We start from the raw sequence: 20619 nt of genomic DNA, 5'->3' as shown, positions 1-20619 counted from the left end.
GCCCGTCACGTAACACACTGACCCGGTCGGTGATGCGAAAGATCTCTTCCATCCGGTGCGAAATATAGATGATGCCCACATCCCGCGCTTTCAGATCGGCGATCACGTCGAACAGAACATCTTTTTCCGTGTCCGTCAGTGATGCGGTGGGTTCGTCAAAAATCACCGCTTTGGCGTCTACGGTGAGGGCGCGGGCGATCTCGACCATTTGCTTATTGGCGATGGACAGATCCCCGACAAGGGTCTTGGGCGTAAAGCCAACCTTCAGCCGATTCAGAATGTTTGCCGTGTCGGCATACAGCTTGTCCCAATCGACCCGCCCGAAAGACTTGCGCGGCAGCTCACCAAGATAGACATTCTCGGCCACGGACAATTCGTCTGCAAGGCTAAGCTCTTGGTGAATGAACACAACACCCTTGGCCTTGGCTTCCAGAGGTGACGTCATGGCCGTCGGAGACTCTTCGATCAGGATCTGGCCTTCTTCAGGTTGATAAATCCCCCCCAGAACCTTCATCAATGTTGATTTCCCGGCGCCGTTTTCGCCCATCAACGCATGCACTTCGCCGGGCATGACCGCAAAGGACACGCCATCCAGTGCGCGAACGCCGGGAAATGTCTTTACGATCCCCTCAAGGCGCAGGGCGGGTGTGGGTTCGGTCATGTCTTCAACTCCTCAGCACCTTTGCGGTTCAGTTGCTTGTCGAGGTAGAGCACGGCAATCAGGATCAGACCGATCACCAGATTGACGGTTGAGGTGTCCGCGCCGATATGCCCCAAGCCCTTGCGCAAAAGCTGGATCGCCAGCACGCCCCCAAAGGTCGAGATCACCGAGCCAGCCCCACCGGTCAGCTTGGTGCCACCCAGAACCACCGCTGTGATGATCCACAACTCGTAGAGCTCGCCATCGTTTGGGTTGACGGATCCACTTTCCGAATAAAACACCACGGCCGATAGGGCCGCCAGAAACCCGATGATCATGAAATTGAGCATCATGTGTGGGCCGACCCTGATACCCGCATTCACCGCCGCCTCGCGGTTGTCGCCAATGGCATAGGCATTGCGTCCGTGGATGGTGCGGTTCATCACGAACCAGATCACCACGGTCACCGCCAGAAGGAACCAGGTGGCAGTGTGCAGGCCAAGAAACTGAGCCTCAGCGAAATCAACCAATGTCCAGTTCAGATGGCTTGTCGGTTGCTCGCCATTGTACATGAACACCAGACCACGATAGCCAAGCATCGAACCAAGCGTCACAATGAATGCATCGACCCCTGTTTTCCAGACGATCAATCCGTTGATTGCGCCCAGTACGACGCCGGTTAGCAAGGCAAGGCTCCACGAAACCGGAATGACCCAATCCCCAAGACCCGCGAAAGCAGGCCAGGTCAGGCTGTCCAGCAGGACGATAGCGCAGAGCGCGAACGTCGCCCCGACACTGAGGTCAATGTTGCCATTGATCATGACGATGGTCATCCCCATCGCGATGATCCCGATCGGCGCGGACTGTTTGAACAACAGCAGCATGTTGTCGAGATCCATGAAGGCCTTGTCGCTGAGCGACAAATATTCACCCGCAACGCTGAAAAAGATCAGCTCGAAAACGATGAAACCCCAGATGGCGCCTCGCTTCAGGAAAGTGCTCAGAGTACCAGCTTGCATGTATCCGTTTCCCTTACGCGATCGGTGACCAAAGCTTGCCGCGCTTGGCCGCGATATCGAGCCATACCGCCAGGATAATGATCACCCAGGTCACGACGTATTGGACGTAGAATTGAAGGCCCACCAGCAATAGCCCGTTTTGGATGAACCCAAGCATCAGGACGCCAATCACCGTCTTGAAGATTGTTCCGGATCCGCCCAGCAAAGACGCGCCTCCGAGAATTACCGCCGCCAGCACTTCCAGCTCCAGACCTTGGCCCACCGTGTTCTGGCTGCCCATCGAACGGCTCGCCTGAACTAGACCAGCAGTTGCGACACAAAAGGATGACGCAAGATAGCAGGTGAAAACAACGCGCGCACGCCGAATGCCCGAGAAGGTTGCAGCAACTCCATTGCCCCCCACGGCATAGACCTTGCGGCCAAACGGGGTTTTAGCCAGCACAATGCCCAGAAAGGCGGCCAGCAGAACAAACAACAAAATCGGAACGGGAATTCCTAACGCATCGCCCTGGCCGAAAACGCTGAACCAGGTGCTTTCCTTGTCGGCGATATCCATGTTCTTGCCGCCGGAATAGGTCAGCGTTAGCCCGTGGATGGCCGACAACATTCCAAGCGTCACAATCAGCGAGTTGAGTTTCAGGTATCCAACAAGAAACCCGATCAAGGCGCCAAGACACATTGTCATGGCAAACATCGAAGGGATCGCCAGCGTTGGCCCGATCTTGTCATGAAGGTCCAGAACAACAATGGTTGAAAAGGACATCATTGAGCCGACAGACAGATCAAGATTGCCGCTGATCACAACAAAGGTCACCCCCAGCGCCATGACACCTAGAATAGCAGATGAGCGGATCACGCCCATAATGTTGTCCGGATCCAGAAATCTGGGGTTCGCCAACGTAAATCCGATGATGAACACGACAAAAGCAACAAGAATACCTTGCCGGGCCAGTATGCCTCCAATGTCGGATTTCTTCAGTTGCGCCATCCCGTTCTCCCCGTCTCCGACAAGCCGGAGCACCTATCTTATTCGTGCGCTCACCGGGCGCAGCGTGTTCATACCAGCGTCATGCCGCCATCAATCATCACGATCTGACCGGTCATGTAGTCGCTATCGTGTGATGCAAGGAACGTTGTCGTACCAGTGATGTCCTCAGGCTGAGCAACACGTCCCCGCAATATTTCAGCCGAAAACTCCTCCATCGCCTGTCCGGGGCGCTCGGCGGCACCGATCTCCATCAGGTCGCGGTCGACCTCTTCCCACATTTCCGTCGCGACCACGCCGGGGGCGAAGCCCGTCACCGTGATATCATGCTTTGCCAAATCCCGCGCACCCGACTGGGTCAGCGAAACAACAGCCCATTTCGAGGCGCAATAAGGTGCGACGTTGTCGAAGCCCTGTCGGCTGGCAATTGATGCGGTGTTGATGATTTTGCCGCCAGTTCCCTGAGCAATCATCTGACGTGCGGCCTCCTGCATGCCTATCATGCATCCCAACCCATTGACGCCCATGATGAAATGCCAGTTCTCATCTGTCACATCCAGGAAATTCATCGGCTTGTTCACACCGGCATTGTTGAATTTCACATCCAGTTTTCCAAACAGGCTCACCGTATGTTCGATCATCGCACGGACCTGTTGGCGATTGGTCACGTCGACGGATGCATGGGTAACTTGACCGCCATGGCTGTTGGCTCTCTGTCTGTTTTCGGCGGCGACCGTTGCCACCTTGTCGCCGTTTATGTCGGCAAAACAGACATCCGCGCCTTGTTCTAACAGCGCCTCGCCAATGGCGCGGCCGATACCTTGAGCTGCCCCTGTGACAATACAGGAACGTCCAGAGACTCGCCCCATGGGTTTCTCCCTGTTCAATTGAATTGAAGAAGCAGCGCAGAGCCCAGTGGGCTCCGCGCATCTGGGGAGAGGTTTAGAAAACCGGCTTGGTAAACTCGCCTTGGTTGTCCTGCGTGATCTTCGGTGTGTCGAAGTAGTTCAGGAACGGCAGTTCCTTACCTTCCAGCGTTTCGATCGCTGTTTTCAATGCAGCCTCGGCATCGTCAACAGGTGACTGGTAGATCGATCCCCAGTATTCACCACGCTCCATTGCTTCGTAGCCAACAGCGAAGTTTGTGGCACCCACAAAGATAATGCCTTCACGACCAGCGGCTTTTGCGGCGTTCAATGCGCCCACGCCCATATTGTCATCGCCGGAATAGACACCATCAATGTCATCATACTTCACAAGGAAAGCTTCCATGACCTTCTGGGACTTTTCACGGTTCCAGTCGCCAGGTTGGGTTTCAACCAGCGTCACGTTGGGGCAAACTTCCGGCAGGCGATCATCAAAACCCTTTTGGCGTTCGATGGCCGTGGTGTACCCCGGCTGTCCCGAGATCTGGACGACGCGTGCTTCATTTTCGATGCCCATGTCCTTGAACTTATCGCACATGATTTCCGCTGAACGTGAACCTTGTGTGATGTTGTCGGGGCCAGAGAAGGACGCGACGAACGGGAAGCCTGCTTCGGCGATGTTTGAGTTGGTGACAATAACGGGGATACCGGCCTTGTGCGCCTTGCGTACCGCTGGGATCACAGCCTCGCCATTGGTTGGCCAGATGATGATGGCATCCACTTCCTGTTGGATCAGGTCCTCCATCTGGGCAATCTGACGAGCTACGTCGCCACCTGCATCCAGAACGACAACATCGACATCGTTGTTCGCCTCAGCGGCTGCGATAAAGGCTTTCTCATAAGTCGTCTGGTAGCTGTCGACGCCGACATTGTTCTGTGTAATGCCAATAGTCATTGTATCAGCCATAGCTGCCCCACCGAAAGCCGTCAGGGCCAGAGCGGTAGTCGCCACAAGAGTTTTGCGGATATTCATTCGGTTTCCTCCCGGGTAAATTCTTGGTCTTGCCAACTCCCGTCTTTCCTCCGCGGGAATCATCATCCGTAGATCGGATTAGCCCTGACAGGTTCGCGAAAACTTCCGCGCTAAGACCCCCCGAAAATATCCAAATTGAGAATCGTGGTATCCAGAACGGATATCTAAGCGATACTGCACCAAGATCATTCTGAACATTTTGAGAGGGAGGGCAATATGAGCGAATCGAATTTGTCCAAATCGAACAATCCAGCGCCAGACTCGGCCCAAACTCATGATCAGGGTGCAAAGCGGTACAAACCCATGGACGGCTCAGCTTCGACATTTCAGCAGGGTTTTTATCAGGACAGGACCGAAATGCTTCAGGTTGTTTCGTTTCTGGAAAGCTTTTGCGAAGAGCTGGAAGATGTGATCGAGGTCTTTGCCCCGAACCCGTTTTTCCTGATGTCCCTTTTCCTGATCCGAAATCACATTGAGGGTAAAACCGTCACCCCGACGTCTCTCATATCGGCGTCGCACATTCCATATGCCACTGCGTCGCGCCGCGTGAAGGAAATGATCGAAACAGGCCTGATCGAACAGCGCCCGCGCACCAGTTCCGGCAAAAGCTTCTCGCTTCATCCCAGCGAACATCTTCTTGAGGGATGGATGCAGCTGTCCACCCGCATCCGGCGCCTGGCCGAAATCGAATTTGGAACAAGCGAAGAGCGGGCAGAGTCCACCGACTATTATTTTGGCGGATCTTACATGGCGACCAAGTCGATACCACCGCTGCAAGTTCTGGGTGAACCCCTGAAACTGGCTGGTGGGGTTCGCGTTCTGGTGCATGGTGACCCGACCTTCATGGTGATGGAAACGCTCAAGCGGCAATTTGAACAAGTGATCGGATCACAGATCCAGCAACGCGCCTTTTCAATTGATCGCTTGCGGGAAGAAGCGCTCAAAAACGCGGAACGCCCAACCAGCCGATATGACATTATCGCAGTCGATCTTCCCTGGATCGGTGAGTTTGTCGAAAAAGGCGTGTTGCTGCCGTTAGAGGGCGTGATGGATTTGGCCGTGCTGGATCCGGCCGATTTCCATACCGCAGGCTGGAAAGCAGCACATTGGGGCGGGAAGGCCTATGGTGTCCCGGCGCAAACCACACCAGAGCTTTTGTTCTATCGGCGCGATCAGTTTGCCGATGCGGGGCTGGAACCACCTGCAACGACGGATGAACTTCTGACTGCGGCAAAGGCTTTCCACGATCCGCAGCACGGGCGATATGGCATAGCTTGGAACGCGGCACGTGGGACAGCGCTCGGACATACATTCCTGACGACGCTTTCAGATTTCGGGCAGCCGATCGTTGATCTAAAAGAGATCGCCGGCGGTTTTGACACCGAAGACCTGCATCAAGATGCCTATCAATTCACTATCGACACGGCCGTGGGGCTAAGTGCTGCCGAGTATCTGATGGAGCTGCTCAAGTACTCACCGCCCGACATTTTGTCTATGTCGTGGTACGAACGTATCCGTCCCTTTGCCGCAGGCAAGGTCGCGATGGCATACGGCTACACGCTGTTGGCGCCTTATTTCGAAAGCGATCCGTCTTCGCCCGCACACGGGCAGACCGGTTTCCTTCCACATCCTGCAGGACGTGGCGCCACTCAGGTAGCACCGGTCGGGGGGTATGTTATGGGCATCCCTTCCAACCTGCCGGTCGAGCGTCGTGCCGCAGCAGCAGAAGCGTTACGGGTCTTCACGTCTCCAGAGGCTCAAAAGCTGTACGTCCAGAACGGCAGCCGGACCAACCCGCGTTATTCGGTTGGTGCCGACCCCGAAGTACGACGATCGTCGCCGATTTTCGAAGCAGTTGACGCCATGTCCTGGCGAGATGAGCTGCAATTCTGGCCACGCCCACCCGTACCTGAGATCAGCGATGTCATTCGCATCTGTGGAGAGGAACTCCACGACATGCTGCGCGGGATCATACCCCCAAAAGAAGCTCTGCGCCGTGCGCAGGATCGTGCTGACGAAACGCTAAGTGGCAAGCGCCGAAGATAGAACCCCAAGGAGAAGATCATGGACCCCAATCGCCTGAAAGGTAAGAATATTCTGATTACTGGTGCCGCTCGCGGCATGGGACAGGCGAACGCCGAGTGCTTTGCGTCTCAGGGTGCAAACATCTGCATTGGAGACATTGATCACGCAGAGGCGCAGAAAGTTGCGGATGGCATCAATGCCAACGGTAACGGCAGCGCAATCGCGGTAAAAATGGACGTGACCAAGCGCGAAGACAATGCGGGTGCCGTTGCGGCAACCGTCGAAGCCTTTGGCAGTATCAACGTGGGTCTGTTCAACGCGGGCCTGAACAAACCCCGGTTCTTCATGGATATCGATGAAGACAACTGGGACATGATCATGAACGTCAACACCAAGGCGATGTGGTTGGGGATGCAGGAAACTGCACGTCAGATGATCAAGCAAGGCCCGATGGAGGGACATCCCTATAAGATCATCAACGTCGGTTCAATCGCTTCGCGCAAACCGCTTGTGGATGTGACCGTTTACTGCACCTCAAAATATGGCTGTCTGGCCCTGACCCATTGCGGCGCCGTTGCGCTGTCCGAGCACAACATCACGGTCAACGGATATGCGCCAGGCGTCGTTGTAACCCCACTCTGGGAGCAACTCGACAAGGATCTGGTCGATATCGGTTTCAAGGAACGCGAAGGGCAAGCGTATGAAGACATCGTGCGTGATGCACTTCAGGTCAAACGGGTCTCCTACCCCAATGACATCGTCGGTACCGCGTCGTTCCTGGCCAGCGATGACAGCGACTATATGACCGGCCAGATGATCCACATCGATGGCGGCTGGTGCATTCAGTAACGCTGCAACACTTCGCTGACCCCACACAACACACCGGTGGTGCAACCACCCGAAGGAGCCGTCATGTCCAGAGCATTAATGCCCAACCTGCTTACCCCTCAGGATCTTGAACCCAACTGGAAATGGGAAGGGCGATTGCCGGCGTGGGGTCATACATCCGTCGACTTTGAGCGTCGAATTGATCATGACCGTCTGCGCCGCTATCGTCTGGCACGCACGCGTCAGGCTTTGAAAGCGTCGAACGCTGGTACTCTCCTCCTGTTTGATGTGAACAATATTCGCTACGTTTCGGCCACCAAAATCGGTGAATGGGAACGCGACAAGATGTGCCGGTTCTGCCTGCTGACGGGCGACGATGCGCCCTATGTCTGGGATTTCGGGTCCGCTGCGATGCATCACAAAATATATTCGGATTGGCTGGTGCCGGATCATTGCCGTGCAGGTGTAGTCGGCATGCGGGGCACCATCCCGCCCGAATTTGGATTGATGCGCAAATACGCCAAAGAAATCGCCGGACTAATCCGCGACGCAGGAATGGGGGATATGCCGGTTGGAGTGGACTATGCAGAAACGGCGATGTTCGAAGCGCTCAAGGCTGAGGCCATCAATGTCGTCGACGGCCAACAAATCATGTTGGCAGCACGCGAAATCAAGAACTGGGATGAAATCCAGTTGCTGACGCAAGCCGCCTCGATGGTCGATGGTGTTTATCACATGATTTATGAAGAGCTGAAACCGGGCGTGCGTGAAAACGACATCGTGGCGCTGTCCAACAAGATGCTTTATGAGATGGGCAGCGACGATGTCGAGGCGATCAACGCCATTTCCGGCGAACGCTGCAACCCGCACCCGCACAACTTCACCGACAGGCTGTTCCGACCCGGTGATCAGGCATTCTTCGATATTCTGCAATCCTATCAGGGGTATCGCACCTGTTACTATCGGACCTTTAACATAGGCCGGTCCACGCCGTCCCAGAACGACGCCTATGTGAAGGCGCGCGAATGGATCGATGCATCGATTTCGATGATCAAACCGGGGGTCAGCACCGACAAGGTGGCGGAAGTTTGGCCAAAAGCAGAGGAGTTCGGCTTTCCCGACGAAGCGTCTGCCTTTGGCCTTCAATTTGGTCACGGGCTGGGTCTGGCGTTGCATGAACGGCCGATCATCAGCCGCGCTGTCAGCCTTGATCATCCAATGGAGATCAAGACGGGAATGGTCTTCGCGCTAGAAACCTATTGCCCGGCGACCGACGGCTACTCTGCCGCGAGGATCGAGGAAGAGGTCGTGGTCACCGAAACCGGTTGCGAAGTGATCAGCCTTTTCCCGGCTGAGGACCTGCCAATCGCCAACCGCTACTGACGCCTATCCAACCGGCCCCCAAGGGGTCGGCGTTCACTCCTTAGGAAAGTTTGCCATGAGCGCCGCAAAAACCAACACTCAGGACTATCTGCGGATGTACACCCAGATGGTTCGCATCCGAACATTCGAAGACAACGCAAACCAGTTGTACCTGTCGGCCAAGATGCCGGGGCTGACCCATATGTATTCCGGTGAAGAGGCCGTGGCAGTTGGTATTTGCGAAGCTTTGCGGGTCACCGACAAAATTACCTCGACCCACCGTGGCCACGGCCATTGCGTAGCCAAAGGCGCCGATTTCAAGGAAATGTTCTGCGAGTTGCTGGGCAAGGAAGAAGGCTATTGCCGTGGCAAAGGCGGGTCGATGCATATCGCGGATCAGTCCAATGGCAACCTTGGTGCAAACGCGATTGTTGGCGGGTCGATGGGTATCGCAACAGGGGCTGCCTTTTCTGCCAAACTGTTAGGCAAGGATGACGTCACCGTCTGTTTCTTTGGCGATGGGGCCACCGCTCAGGGGCTGATGTACGAGGTCATGAACATGGCCGCCTTGTGGAAGTTGCCGGTGATTTATGCCTGCGAAAACAACGGGTATTCAGAATACACCCGCACGGACGAAATCGCGGCAGGCATCATCACTGCACGCGCCGAAGCCTTTGGCATTGAGGCTCACCAGGTCGACGGACAAGATGTGCTGGCCGTGAATGAACTGACCGAGAAGTTGGTCGCACGCGCTCGCAAGGGCGAAGGTCCGTTCTTCATCGAACTGATGACTTATCGCTACCACGGCCACCACGTCGGCGATATCAATCGCGAATATTACCGGTCGAAAGAAGAAGAAAAGCACTGGAAGGATAACCGCGATCCGATCACGCGGTTCCGATCCTGGCTTGTTGCAGAAGGTATTGCATCGGAGGACGAGATTGAGGCCATGAACGCTGACATCAAATCCGAAGCTACCGCCGCCGTTGAATACGCCCTGAACGCAGATTATCCAGACGCCGCCGAAGTCGACATGCATGTGTTCACCGACGTCAAACACGCGCTGGCCTGAGGAGCGAAATATGCGAGAAATTACTCTGTCTCAGGCCGTCAACGAAGCGCTTGCCGAAGAAATGCGTCGCGATCCCAGTACATTCATCATCGGTGAGGATGTGGCCGAAGCAGGAACACCTTTTAAGATCCTTTCCGGACTGGTCGAAGAATTCGGCACCGATCGCGTGGTCGACACCCCAATTGCGGAACCAGGGTTCATGGGGCTTGCGGTCGGTGCCTCCATGACCGGCACCCGTCCGATCGTTGATCTGATGTTTGGCGATTTCATCTTTCTGGTCATGGACCAGCTCTGCAATCAGGCGGCCAAGATCCACTACATGTCTGGCGGTAAAATGAACGCGCCGTTGGTCCTGCGCACAAATCTGGGCGCGACTCGACGATCCGCTGCGCAACACTCCCAATCCTTGCATGCGCTTGTGGCCCACATTCCGGGTTTGAAAGTGGCGTTACCTTCTTCGGCCTACGAGGCCAAGGGACTGCTAAAGACCGCAATCCGCGACGAAAACCCGGTTGTGATTTTCGAAGACAAGCTGATGTACAACGACAAGGCACCGGTCCCTGAGGAAGAGTTCCTCATTCCCTTTGGTGAGGCCAATGTCAAACGCCATGGCACAGACATTACGTTGATCGGCACATCTTCGATGGTTCAGGTTTGTGAGAAGGCTGCTGAGGTTCTATCAGCCGAAGGGATTTCGGCCGAGGTGATAGACCCTCGTACAATTGTTCCGCTGGACGAAGAAACGCTGCTCACCTCTGCCCGTAAAACGAGCCGGGTGATTGTCGTGGATGAAGGGCACCAGAGCTATGGTGTGACGGGTGAAATAGCCAGCCGCATTAATGAAAAGGCGTTCTACCACCTTGACGCACCGGTGCTGAGGATGGGGGCCATGGACGTGCCCATCCCGTTCTCGCCCGCATTGGAGGACATGACGGTTCCAACTCCGGAAGGTGTTGCTGTAAACGCCCGCAGGCTTATGGCGGGGGACATGGTTCATGCCGCATGAGGTGATCATGCCAGCCCTTGGCATGGCGCAGGACACAGGTCTTTTGGTCAATTGGCTGAAAGCACCGGGGGAGGCCGTGCGCTTGGGTGATCCGCTCTTTGAAGTGGAAACCGACAAATCGACTATGGAAGTAGAGGCACCTGCCGATGGGTTTTTGACCGATTTGAAAGCCGAAGCAGGTGCAGAAGTACCAGTGGGTCAGATCATCGCCCTGATTTCGGATACTGCCGAGGGTGAAGGGCTTACGCAGGACCCCAGCGACTTCGTTGACACCCAAGTCGCGGAAAAGGTCGACACAGAACCAGCGGCCGCAATCCCAACATACAAGGTCGCTGATCCACCCGTTGGGTCGCGTCAAAACACAAACATCGCCGTCGCACCGGTCGCAGAGAACGAACGCATTCTCGCCTCGCCCAAAGCGCGCCGCCTTGCCCACGAAGCTGGGTTGGACCTGAACCGGCTGGTATTGGCCGGGCATCCACAACCCTATCATGTCGCCGACATCGAGGTGCTTCGAACGTTACCCAAAACCGGCAGCAACGCAGCCACTTCGGCCCATCTTTCTCAGATCACAGCATGTGTGCCACGAACCGGCACGGATGACTTCCTCAACTGGATGCTGGAAGACGGCGGAATAACCATTGCACCAACTGCGCTGTGGGCCAGTTTCGCCTCGGGAGCACTGCGTTCTGCGATGCCAGACACAGTGGATCTGGTAATCGCACTTTCGAATCTGACCGGCGTAACCACAGTTCTAAAGAACCCAGACAAAACGCGCCTGCTCTATCAGATCGAAGTGCCGGATAACCACCCGGATCTGGTATTGAGAGACATGACAGACAGCCCCATCACCGGGTTGCGACTAGGTCCCCCTGACACTCCGGTTCTGAGCGTCGCAAACGAAAGGGACATGCTGCGTCTCAGCCTTGAATTCACGTCGGACCAGTTGGAGGACACGGCCGCAATTTCTCTGATTTCAGGCTTTGCCGAACGACTGGCCGATCCTTTGCACTATTTGCTCTGACTTGAACGGACTCACCATGAAAAACACCGATCTTTATATCAATGGCCAGTGGCAAGCAGGTGCAGCAGGTCACCGATTTGACGTAGTCAACCCAGCAACCGAAGAGGTGATTGCATCGGTCGCGTCAGCCGAAATCGCGGATGCAGACACTGCGTTAGATGCCGCCGAAGCGGCTATGGCAGATTGGGCCGCGCGCACCCCGCGCGCACGCTCTGAGGTATTGCGCAAAGCTTGGGAGTTGATGACGGATCGCCTGGAAGAGTTTGCACATCTGATCACTTTGGAAAACGGTAAAGCCCGGTCGGACGCAATTGGTGAGGCAACCTATGCCGCAGAATTCTTTCGTTGGTTTGCCGAAGAAGCGGTGCGGGCAGACGGCATGATCACCCACGCGCCCAGTTCAGGTGCGCGGATCATGGTGCAGCATAAGCCCGCAGGCTTGGCTGTGTTGGTGACGCCCTGGAATTATCCCGCCGCCATGGGCACGCGCAAGATCGCCCCGGCCCTAGCGGCCGGTTGTGCCGTCACTATCAAACCCGCCTCGGAAACCCCGCTGACCATGCTGGCATTGATGCCTTTGTTGGAAGAGGCCGGCGTTCCACCCGGTTTGGTCAATGTGCTACCATCACGGCGCACTGGCGCCTTGGTGGATCACATGATGCATGATCCGCGCGTGCGCGTTGTGAGTTTTACCGGCTCTACTGGTGTGGGCCGAAAGCTTTTGAAAGGCGCGGCAGATCAGGTGCTGAAACCCGCGATGGAGCTTGGCGGCAACGCCCCGGTCATCGTTCTGGAAGATGCCGACATGGAAACTGCAATCGAAGGCACGATGTTGGCCAAGATGCGCAATCTGGGTGAGGCATGCACGGCCGCCAACCGCATTTATGTCCACGTCTCCCGCGCCGAGGAGTTTACGAAGCGCCTATCTGATGAAATGTCCGCCTTGAAAGTCGGCGATGGCACCGACCCTTCCGTCGATGTCGGCCCATTGGTCAACTCTGACACGCGTGACAAGGTGGCCGGGTTTGTCGCCGATGCGGTCGCAAAAGGGGCTCGTGTTGAATGTGGTGGTGCCACGCCTGACGGGACCGGGTTCTTTTACCCGCCGACCGTCCTCTCCAACGTGCCGGAAAGCGCCGATTGCGTGCATGATGAGATTTTCGGGCCAGTCGCCGCCATACAGACCTTCACTGACCAAGAGGATGTGATCCGCCGGGCAAACAACACGGAATACGGCCTTGTGGCCTATGTGTTCTCGGATGACTTCAAACGCGCATTACAGGTGTGTGAACGACTGGAATACGGCATGGTTGGCCTGAATCGAGGACTGGTAAGCGATCCGGCAGCACCGTTTGGCGGTGTTAAACAATCAGGCCTCGGACGCGAAGGCGGCCACGAGGGTATGCTGGAATTCATGGAAACTCAGTATATCTCGGCCAGTTGGTGATTTTGGAATTTTCAAGCTGAGTAAAGCCCGGAAACAGAAACATCACATTCGGCTTGGATATATGGGGACTGATCCGGTAGAGGGCAGGATTGTATGGGTGGCGGTTACAATTCTGTCGCTTGGGTACCTGGGTTCGATTACCGCTGGTCTGATGTCTGGTGCGGATAACCTTCGAGGCCCCGGGTCTTGCGAAATTCTTGAGAGCACTGCCGTCGCAAAGCAAGCGACTTCATCAAGCGACTCGAATGTCGCTCTATGAAGGGATGACTATGTCTGAAAAACAGTTCGTGCCGGCGTTCGGCGAAGCGTGGAGAGTATTGGGCGCCTTTGGACTATCCTGATTAGAAGCGCGGGGCACACGACACGCCCCGCACCAGTCTCTAACGACTGCCCGCTTTTCCGGGCATGTTCATCCGTTTGGCCACACGCGGTGGTGTCTTCACACGCAGATCGCGCTGCGGCTTGGCTTTGGCCTTCACTAGCTTAGCGGATTTCGGATGTCTGCTGAGATCGCAGGATAGATGTGTCTAGTAAGTCGCCGCCTCTGGACGTTCCAAAAGTTTGCCACGCTTCCATCCGACGAATCGCTACGATCTTCTGTTTCATACAAGCGTAGACAGAATGGCTCATCCGATAGTCTCTGTAAAACCGCCATTTTCCCACAACTCTTCTGCAAATAGGCCGAACCCTGCACATACGGCGTCTTCAGCATTTAGGGTCGTGACCTTCTTTCCGGCGATGCCAAGAGCTTCGCGGTAGGCACCACCAACTGCTCCGCTTGATACCAAAGTGATTTCAGTGACGTCGTTCAAATCAGACCCGATAATCTCCTGCCCAATTAAGAGTCCAGAAAGCCGGGCCCCGAAATCGAGCAAGTGTGCTCTCGGGTCAAGTAGGGCGCGCGCCCGGATCGCAAAAAGGTCGTGGAAGGCTGACCGCTGGCCATTCAGTACCTCGCGTACCGCATCGGCGAACTCCTGTTTTTTGTGAAACTCCGACGAACCATCTCTACAAAAACCGGAAAGTGTCGACTGCGTCGAGAGAAGTGCAAATAGCTCACCCGTCATTACTGTTTGCCAGTCGACCAAGCGACCACTCTCAACTCTGCACCACTTTGAGTGGGTTCCCGGGAGGCAAAACACTCCATCGCTTGCTCCGCAGGCAATAGCCCCAAACAAGAGTGTCTCTTCGCCCCGCATCACATCGAAACGCTCCCCATCGGAAAAACTCACCCCCGGCAGAATCCGGCAAGTGTAGCGACCCGCACTTACGGCCACGGCCTTGTCGGCGACCCCGGCGCGCGCTGTGGGTGCCTTCACATAGGGGACCTCTTGCCATCCACCTCGCGCGCCTGCCATACCACAGATAAGAACCGGCATGGTTCCCGATACTTGTCTTTCGCACAAAGTCTTTTCGAGATAAGATGCAAAACCACGCTGCGAGAGCTTTGACATGCCCATTTCGCTCCTGATGAGTGGAGAAGGTGTTCTACCTGCCCCACAATTCCAGGCGCGAAAAGAACTGGTACCCCAGTCGACGCCAACGAAATCAAAGTCAGCCATTTTTGAGCATCCTCAGGATGATTGGTGTTTGATGAAGTCAAATTTCGTGAAGATCTGTTCGAAAGTCTCTGAGCTTCGCTTCATCGATAGTGACCCCGAGACCGGGTTCCGCTGGAACATCGACAAATCCATCGGTCGGGTCGAAACGTGTTGTAGCGATCGCCTCACGAAATGGATGTTCGGAACGATCAAATTCCAACCAAGGCTCGATCGGTCTGTTTCGATGTGGATTGTTCGGAATGACGGCCAATAGCTGCAAAGACGCGGCCATACTGATCGCCGTTCCCCAGACGTGAGGGACAGATCGCACCCCAAAGGCCGCCGCCATATCGACAATTTTCTTGCACTCACTCAACCCGCCGGAAACTCCGACATCCGGTTGGGCGATATCAACTGCATCGCGCAAAAAGAGATCACGAAATCCCCAGCGCGTATACTCGCATTCGCCACCCGAAACTGGAATCGGTTGCTGACGGCGGAGCTCGGCATAACGGTGAACGTCCTCTGGAGGAACCGGTTCTTCGAACCAATCAATGCGTTCATCCGCAACAGCGCGACCAAGGGCAATCGCTTCGGACACGTCATAGCTATGATTGGCGTCAATCATTAACGAAACGCTGTCACCGACAAATTCCCGAACATCTTTGACCAGTTGAGCATCCTCATTGACGCCAAACCCGATCTTCAACTTGATCCCGGAGAAACCTTCTCGCGCATATCCTTCGACCTCGGGCAGGATGTAATCAGCGGCAGGAGCATCGCCATATCTATATGTTCCAGTTGCGTAAGCGCGAACCTTGTCACGTAGGGCCCCGCCCAACAAAACATGTGCGGGACAATTGAAGTGTTTCCCTTTTATGTCCCATAAAGCAATGTCGATCCCTGAAAGAGCCGTCATCATCAGGCCCTTACGACCTTGATCGCGCGTGCCCGCGTAAAGAGATTGCCAGATCGGGTCCGTCGCAAGTGGGTTTTTCCCAATGAGACGTTTCGCCAGGTGCCGGACGATCGAAGCATTCAGATGAGCTGGGCCAAAACACTCGCCCCACCCTTGCAGCCCGGTATCTGTGAGTATCTCCACGATGCACGAGCTACGGCTGTCTGTTTCGTCGAAAGCCCAATAGAATGTACGAGACAAAGGGGCCTCAAGGACGTGGATGTGTACGCTTTCGATTTTCATGCGTTCAGCCCCGCAAATGCCGAGGTATCAAGCGCGCGGCTGACGCGCTTCAAAACGAGGTAGTCGTGCAGGGCAAGCGCCGAGCAATCGCAGCCAACTCCGGCATATCCCATCCCCAGATGTGGCAGATCGATATCATACTTGACCCCGTTGATCTGAATTTCACCATAACGCAAACCTGCCGCGTATCTTTCAGCCCGCGCCAGATCATCCGTGAACAAATAGGCCGTCAGTCCACCTACACCGCAGTCGTTAGCGCGCTCAAGCAGGTCAGCTTCATTATCAAAGGGGACAATGCTGATAATCGGGCCGAAGGTCTCGGTTTTATAAACCTCCATCTCTTCGGTGACATCCCCGAGCACGGTTGGCGCCAGATAGTGCCCCCTGTTCAAAAGTGCCGGGCGATCCCCACCTGTGTGTAAGGTCGCCCCTTTTCTGACGGCATCGCTGATCAACCCTTTGAGGCGCTCAAACGCGCGCGCATTTATCATTGGCCCATGGTCGAAATTGCCGTTGCGACCCCAACCGGGTTTCTTTTCTTCAGCTTTGGCAACAACTTTTTCGGTAAATCTCTGCATGACTGAATTGTGGACAAAGACACGATTAGGCGAAACGCAGATCTGCCCCGCGTTGCTGAACTTGATACCCGCTACCACATCGACCGCCGCGTCCAGATCAGCATCGTCAAAGACCAAAACGGGGGCGTTGCCACCAAGTTCCAGGGCATATTTCTTGATCGAGGTCGCCCCTTCGCGGATGACATGTTTACCAGTCTCGGTTGAGCCGATGAGCGTCAGAACGGCTGGAATCTCAGAGGCTGACAAAGCATCGGCAGTCTCAAAACTATCTGTCCCCAGAATTTGGATCACACCTCTTGGTATGCCCACCTTGTGACACAGCTGCGCCACCGCATAGGCGGAAATAGGAGTCTCTCCCGACGGGCGGATGATGATCGGGCAACCTGCGGCAATTGCCGGCCCCAGCTTAAATCCAATGTTCAATACAGGAAAATTCCAGGCCAGAAAGGCGACGACCACACCAGCCGGCTCATACACCATTCGATGGGTGTGGGTCCCGTCCCTGTCAGGCATGCCAAAGTCGTGCAGACGGGCAATTTCGTCAGCATAAAAAACCAGCGATGCCACAAGCCGGTCCCAGTCTTCGCGTGTCTGTTCCCACGGCTTGCCCATTTCGTAGTGAACACAGGTGCGGATGAGTTCTTCGTTGGCGATAACCTCATCACACAGTTTGCGCATCCAATCCTGACGTTCGGCAATAGAGGTCGCCGCCCATTTTGGAAACGCATCGCGTGCAGACTCCAACGCCCGTTGAACGTCACCCATGCCCCCGACAGAAACTGTTGCGACCAGTTCTTCGGTCGCCGGATTGAAAACGTCGATACTGGATTCACCGTCAATCAACTGGCCATTAACGTAGATTTTACTTGGAAATTCCATGATCACCTCAATCAAACAATGTTTCGATGTTGTTCTTGATCTGGTCGCCGATATAGAGCGCCAGCGCCTGAATGGTCGAAGTCGGGTTCACAGCGCCCGCGGTAACGAAAATCGACCCGTCAACGATGAACAGGTTCTTTACATCATGGCTGCGACCCCACCCGTTCACCACCGAAGTGGCGGGATCATCACCCATCCGGCAAGTGCCCATCTGGTGCCAGCCCGCACGCCACCAGACTTTGCCATCGCCTTTGCGCAATACCTTTTTTGCACCGGCAGCATTCAGCAGTTCCGCGGCACGATCCTCGCCATGCTTGAGCATGTGTCTGGTGTTCTCGCCCAGACGATAGCTGATTTTTGGGGCCGGTATCCCATCGCTGTCGGTCAGCTCTGAATCGAGCGTGACGCAGTTCACCTCTTCTGGCAGGTCCTCAGTGACCACCGTCAGACCGGCCAAGTAAGGGTAGACATTATCGATCATGTCACGGTGTTCGGCCCCCCAGGGGATTGGATTGTCGATACCGAAACCGCCAAGCGCATATGTCATCGGCGTGGTCCCGCGCCCGGAATAAAGCCCATAGCCGCGAACGAAATCGCGTTCAGGATCGGTCTCATAAAATTCGTGGCTGAGGATCGAGCAGGCCATCGGCCCTTCATGCCCTTTCATCGGCTCGTCGAACACGCCTGAAACCCCGGTGAGAGGGTGAAACATCAGGTTCTTGCCAACCAGCCCAGACCGGTTTGCCAGGCCATCGGGGAACAGTTTCGATTTTGAGTGGAGCAGCATACGCGGTGTGCCAATCCCGTTGCAGGCCATGATAACAAGTTCAGCCTTTTGTTCATGCACCTGCCCATCTGGGCCATGGTAGAGAACCCCGGTTGCAAAACCACTTTCTTCATCGACCAGGATTTCCCGCACTCGAGAATTGGTGCGAAGCTCGACGCCAGCATTCTCCAAAATCGGCCAGTAGGTGAAATTGGTGCCACCCTTCGCACCCGCAGCGCACCCTAGATCACATGTGCCTGCATTGACGCATTTCTGACGCCCATCGTGATCCTGGCTCAAAATTGCGACATCTGAGGGCCACCAATGCCAGCCCTTGTTGTTAAAGCCCTTTGCCAAAGTCTGGCCAAGCTTGCCAATTGGAATCGGCGGTAACTCGGGGCTGTAATCGGGGTATGCTGGGTTGCCACCAAGCCCGGATACGCCGGTATTGCGGTCATTCATGTCATAGAATGGTGCTAGAGTGTGGTAGTCGATGGGCCAGTCTTCCGCGACGCCGTCCAGTGTTCTGGTGCGGAAATCGCCAGGCTTCATGCGCGGCCAGTGGCCTGTGAAATTAATTGTCGAGCCACCCACACCGTTCCAGTTGGTCGGCGTGATGCAGCTATCTTCGGAGTTGATCGGGTAATCTTGTTCCAGCCGCCGCACATTGGGGTCGCACGAGAATTCGCTATAGCGTGCGAGCTCGTAGTCCGCCCGTCTGGACGGAAAATCCTTGTCAGAAAGATGGTCACCCTGTTCAAGGCACAGGATGTGCATTCGGGTTTCCAAAAGAGACCAGGCGATTGCCGCTCCCGATGCGCCGGCTCCGATGATCAGAACGTCGACAGAGTCATTTGTCATCGCGATACACCTTTCCCCGATTGACCACTGGTGCAGTCATTTCCGACATCAGATCGGGGCTCTCAGACTTCACGTCATAGCCTGCTGGGTGAACAGGCTCGGGCGAGAGCCCGAGTAAACCGCGAATGTCGGGACGACTGTAATAGCCCATGTAAGTCAAGCGGATCAGCTGGCCAAAGAAGGCAGGTGACCTGGTTTCTATGTCCCGCAAAGCTGCAATCCGCGCGCTTTCAGGCAGGGTTTCGAATGGATCGTGGGCAAGTTCCGAGAGCTGACCCAGTCCGTTGTCGAAAACCTTCTGCAACGCCTCATCCTTTGCAAGTTGCTCGGCAATGTAGCCAGCGGTGCCAGCATCTCCAGCGCCGGGGATGCCGCGCACGGGGTTGGGCGGTACGAGGGTGTTCAGCACGACTCGGAAGCTTTCGGGGGTCAATTGATCCTCCGTTCTGTTTTAGCGTCGAACAGGTGCAGTGCCGCCGGATTCACAGAAAGGCGGACGATCTGGCCTGCCTCCAACGGCATTGCGCCGTCCACTTCGGCGATCAGTTCCTGATCACCCGCTTTCAACGCGACGATGGCATTGGTGCCCAGAAGTTCTACGACCTGAATTTCTGCAGAAATTGGGCCATCATCATCCAACACGAGATCGCTGGGACGTATGCCGACCACAAGATCCTGACCGGAAGCAACCCCTGTATCTTGGGCAATCGGCAAGGAGAATCCACCAACGCGCGCGCCTTCAGATATGGCCGTGGTTCGGATCAGGTTCATCGAAGGGCTTCCTATGAAGCCTGCAACAAAGACGCTGTTCGGCCGCGCAAAAACATCGCGTGGCGCACCCACCTGTTCAATCAAACCGTCTTTCATGATGACGATCCGGTCGGCGAGCGTCATTGCCTCTACCTGATCATGAGTTACGTATATGGTCGTCGTGCGCAACTGTTGGTGGAGCTGACGCAGTTCCAGGCGCATATGCGCGCGCAGTTTGGCATCTAAATTTGACAGGGGTTCATCGAACAGGAACACATCAGGGGTCCGCACCATGGCACGGCCCATGGCAACGCGTTGACGCTGTCCTCCCGAAAGCTGTCCAGGCTTGCGGTCGAGCAACGGCCCGAGTTCCAGAACTTCGGCAACTTCGGCAACTTTGCGTTCAATTTCAAACTTGGGGGTCTTGGCCAGCTTTAGACCGAATGCCATATTCTGGCGCACGGTCTTGTGTGGATAAAGGGCGTAATTCTGAAAAACCATCGCAACACCGCGGTCCTTCGCGCGGATATGCGTAACGTCGCGGGCGCCGATCTCAATCGTGCCTTCGGTGACATCCTCAAGACCTGCAACCATTCGAAGCGTCGTGGATTTCCCGCAGCCCGATGGTCCCAACAACACAATGAATTCTCCGTCGCCAACATCTAAGTCGACCCCGTGGACAACCTGAACGGCGCCATAGCTTTTCCTTATTTGTTTGAGTTGAACCGTCGCCATT

18 protein-coding genes are annotated in these 20619 nt (G+C 55.5%); 7 read left to right on the top strand and 11 right to left on the bottom strand.

Annotated elements, in window-relative coordinates:
• From ACXAC3_RS19630 to ACXAC3_RS19610, 5 genes are all read right to left on the bottom strand, one after another.
• Positions 1–661: ATP-binding cassette domain-containing protein (locus ACXAC3_RS19630; protein WP_475163962.1), on the bottom strand; the 661-nt coding region annotated here is incomplete at its 3' end.
• Positions 658–1659, bottom strand: coding sequence for an ABC transporter permease (locus ACXAC3_RS19625; protein WP_475163961.1), 1002 nt, complete (start codon positions 1657–1659; stop codon positions 658–660). The genes ACXAC3_RS19630 and ACXAC3_RS19625, both read right to left, overlap by 4 nt.
• Before the next feature lie 13 nt (positions 1660–1672).
• Positions 1673–2647: an ABC transporter permease gene (locus ACXAC3_RS19620; protein ID WP_475163959.1), complete on the bottom strand. Its 975-nt coding sequence runs from the start codon at positions 2645–2647 to the stop codon at positions 1673–1675.
• Between the two features lie 68 nt (positions 2648–2715).
• Positions 2716–3513, bottom strand: a complete 798-nt coding sequence (locus ACXAC3_RS19615) for an SDR family oxidoreductase (protein WP_475163982.1) — start codon at positions 3511–3513, stop codon at positions 2716–2718.
• A gap of 73 nt (positions 3514–3586) precedes the next feature.
• The gene (locus tag ACXAC3_RS19610) at positions 3587–4543 is read right to left on the bottom strand and encodes a sugar ABC transporter substrate-binding protein (RefSeq protein ID WP_475163957.1); all 957 of its coding nucleotides are present in this window, start codon (positions 4541–4543) and stop codon (positions 3587–3589) included.
• Positions 4544–4759: 216 nt separating this feature from the next.
• On the opposite strand from ACXAC3_RS19610, the gene ACXAC3_RS19605 reads away from it, so the two are divergent.
• The 7 genes from ACXAC3_RS19605 to ACXAC3_RS19575 all read left to right on the top strand — a co-directional run bounded on the left by ACXAC3_RS19605 (position 4760) and on the right by ACXAC3_RS19575 (position 13307).
• Positions 4760–6589, top strand: coding sequence for an extracellular solute-binding protein (locus ACXAC3_RS19605; RefSeq protein WP_475163956.1), 1830 nt, complete (start codon positions 4760–4762; stop codon positions 6587–6589).
• A gap of 18 nt (positions 6590–6607) precedes the next feature.
• Positions 6608–7417 carry an SDR family NAD(P)-dependent oxidoreductase gene (locus tag ACXAC3_RS19600; RefSeq protein WP_475163955.1) on the top strand — a complete coding sequence of 270 codons (810 nt, stop codon included), beginning with the start codon at positions 6608–6610 and terminating at the stop codon, positions 7415–7417.
• Between the two features lie 63 nt (positions 7418–7480).
• On the top strand, positions 7481–8779 hold the full coding sequence (locus ACXAC3_RS19595) for a M24 family metallopeptidase (RefSeq protein ID WP_475163954.1): 1299 nt from the start codon (positions 7481–7483) through the stop codon (positions 8777–8779).
• A 55-nt stretch (positions 8780–8834) separates the two neighbouring features.
• Positions 8835–9830, top strand: a complete 996-nt coding sequence (locus tag ACXAC3_RS19590; protein WP_475163953.1) for a thiamine pyrophosphate-dependent dehydrogenase E1 component subunit alpha — start codon at positions 8835–8837, stop codon at positions 9828–9830.
• Between the two features lie 10 nt (positions 9831–9840).
• A complete protein-coding gene (locus ACXAC3_RS19585; RefSeq protein WP_475163952.1) occupies positions 9841–10836 on the top strand; it encodes an alpha-ketoacid dehydrogenase subunit beta in 996 nt (331 codons plus the stop codon).
• A complete protein-coding gene (locus ACXAC3_RS19580) occupies positions 10826–11860 on the top strand; it encodes a biotin/lipoyl-containing protein (RefSeq protein ID WP_475163951.1) in 1035 nt (344 codons plus the stop codon). The genes ACXAC3_RS19585 and ACXAC3_RS19580 overlap by 11 nt, the downstream gene beginning before the upstream one ends.
• A gap of 16 nt (positions 11861–11876) precedes the next feature.
• Positions 11877–13307, top strand: coding sequence for an NAD-dependent succinate-semialdehyde dehydrogenase (locus tag ACXAC3_RS19575; protein ID WP_475163950.1), 1431 nt, complete (start codon positions 11877–11879; stop codon positions 13305–13307).
• Between the two features lie 626 nt (positions 13308–13933).
• Here the strand turns inward: ACXAC3_RS19575 and ACXAC3_RS19570 are convergent.
• Genes ACXAC3_RS19570 through ACXAC3_RS19545 form a run of 6 tightly spaced genes read right to left on the bottom strand, consistent with a single transcriptional unit; the run spans position 13934 to position 20618 of the window.
• Complete coding sequence (locus ACXAC3_RS19570; protein ID WP_475163948.1) at positions 13934–14869, bottom strand: 2-dehydro-3-deoxygalactonokinase; 936 nt, start codon at positions 14867–14869, stop codon at positions 13934–13936.
• Between the two features lie 37 nt (positions 14870–14906).
• Positions 14907–16049: a mandelate racemase/muconate lactonizing enzyme family protein gene (locus tag ACXAC3_RS19565; protein WP_475163947.1), complete on the bottom strand. Its 1143-nt coding sequence runs from the start codon at positions 16047–16049 to the stop codon at positions 14907–14909.
• The gene (locus ACXAC3_RS19560) at positions 16046–17512 is read right to left on the bottom strand and encodes an aldehyde dehydrogenase family protein (RefSeq protein ID WP_475163980.1); all 1467 of its coding nucleotides are present in this window, start codon (positions 17510–17512) and stop codon (positions 16046–16048) included. Before ACXAC3_RS19560 ends, ACXAC3_RS19565 begins: the two co-directional genes overlap by 4 nt.
• A gap of 1 nt (position 17513) precedes the next feature.
• A complete protein-coding gene (locus tag ACXAC3_RS19555; RefSeq protein ID WP_475163944.1) occupies positions 17514–19133 on the bottom strand; it encodes a GMC family oxidoreductase in 1620 nt (539 codons plus the stop codon).
• The gene (locus ACXAC3_RS19550; protein ID WP_475163943.1) at positions 19123–19566 is read right to left on the bottom strand and encodes a gluconate 2-dehydrogenase subunit 3 family protein; all 444 of its coding nucleotides are present in this window, start codon (positions 19564–19566) and stop codon (positions 19123–19125) included. Before ACXAC3_RS19550 ends, ACXAC3_RS19555 begins: the two co-directional genes overlap by 11 nt.
• Positions 19563–20618: an ABC transporter ATP-binding protein gene (locus ACXAC3_RS19545; protein ID WP_475163942.1), complete on the bottom strand. Its 1056-nt coding sequence runs from the start codon at positions 20616–20618 to the stop codon at positions 19563–19565. Before ACXAC3_RS19545 ends, ACXAC3_RS19550 begins: the two co-directional genes overlap by 4 nt.
• Position 20619 lies beyond the last annotated feature (1 nt).

It is taken from the genome of Ruegeria sp. ABV4_181, from assembly GCF_056158465.1.
The sequence above is the reverse complement of the archived record's forward strand: the minus strand, read 5'-3'. Positions and strand labels throughout refer to the sequence as shown.

Coding starts and splice junctions, on each gene's coding strand:
- ACXAC3_RS19615 (WP_475163982.1), bottom strand. CDS start 3,513: ATGGGGCGAGTCTCTGGACGTTCCTGTATTGTCACAGGGGCAGCTCAA.
- ACXAC3_RS19605 (WP_475163956.1), top strand. CDS start 4,760: ATGAGCGAATCGAATTTGTCCAAATCGAACAATCCAGCGCCAGACTCG.
- ACXAC3_RS19545 (WP_475163942.1), bottom strand. CDS start 20,618: ATGGCGACGGTTCAACTCAAACAAATAAGGAAAAGCTATGGCGCCGTT.
- ACXAC3_RS19595 (WP_475163954.1), top strand. CDS start 7,481: ATGTCCAGAGCATTAATGCCCAACCTGCTTACCCCTCAGGATCTTGAA.
- ACXAC3_RS19555 (WP_475163944.1), bottom strand. CDS start 19,133: ATGACAAATGACTCTGTCGACGTTCTGATCATCGGAGCCGGCGCATCG.
- ACXAC3_RS19585 (WP_475163952.1), top strand. CDS start 9,841: ATGCGAGAAATTACTCTGTCTCAGGCCGTCAACGAAGCGCTTGCCGAA.
- ACXAC3_RS19580 (WP_475163951.1), top strand. CDS start 10,826: ATGCCGCATGAGGTGATCATGCCAGCCCTTGGCATGGCGCAGGACACA.
- ACXAC3_RS19620 (WP_475163959.1), bottom strand. CDS start 2,647: ATGGCGCAACTGAAGAAATCCGACATTGGAGGCATACTGGCCCGGCAA.
- ACXAC3_RS19600 (WP_475163955.1), top strand. CDS start 6,608: ATGGACCCCAATCGCCTGAAAGGTAAGAATATTCTGATTACTGGTGCC.
- ACXAC3_RS19610 (WP_475163957.1), bottom strand. CDS start 4,543: ATGAATATCCGCAAAACTCTTGTGGCGACTACCGCTCTGGCCCTGACG.
- ACXAC3_RS19565 (WP_475163947.1), bottom strand. CDS start 16,049: ATGAAAATCGAAAGCGTACACATCCACGTCCTTGAGGCCCCTTTGTCT.
- ACXAC3_RS19570 (WP_475163948.1), bottom strand. CDS start 14,869: ATGGCTGACTTTGATTTCGTTGGCGTCGACTGGGGTACCAGTTCTTTT.
- ACXAC3_RS19625 (WP_475163961.1), bottom strand. CDS start 1,659: ATGCAAGCTGGTACTCTGAGCACTTTCCTGAAGCGAGGCGCCATCTGG.
- ACXAC3_RS19590 (WP_475163953.1), top strand. CDS start 8,835: ATGAGCGCCGCAAAAACCAACACTCAGGACTATCTGCGGATGTACACC.
- ACXAC3_RS19575 (WP_475163950.1), top strand. CDS start 11,877: ATGAAAAACACCGATCTTTATATCAATGGCCAGTGGCAAGCAGGTGCA.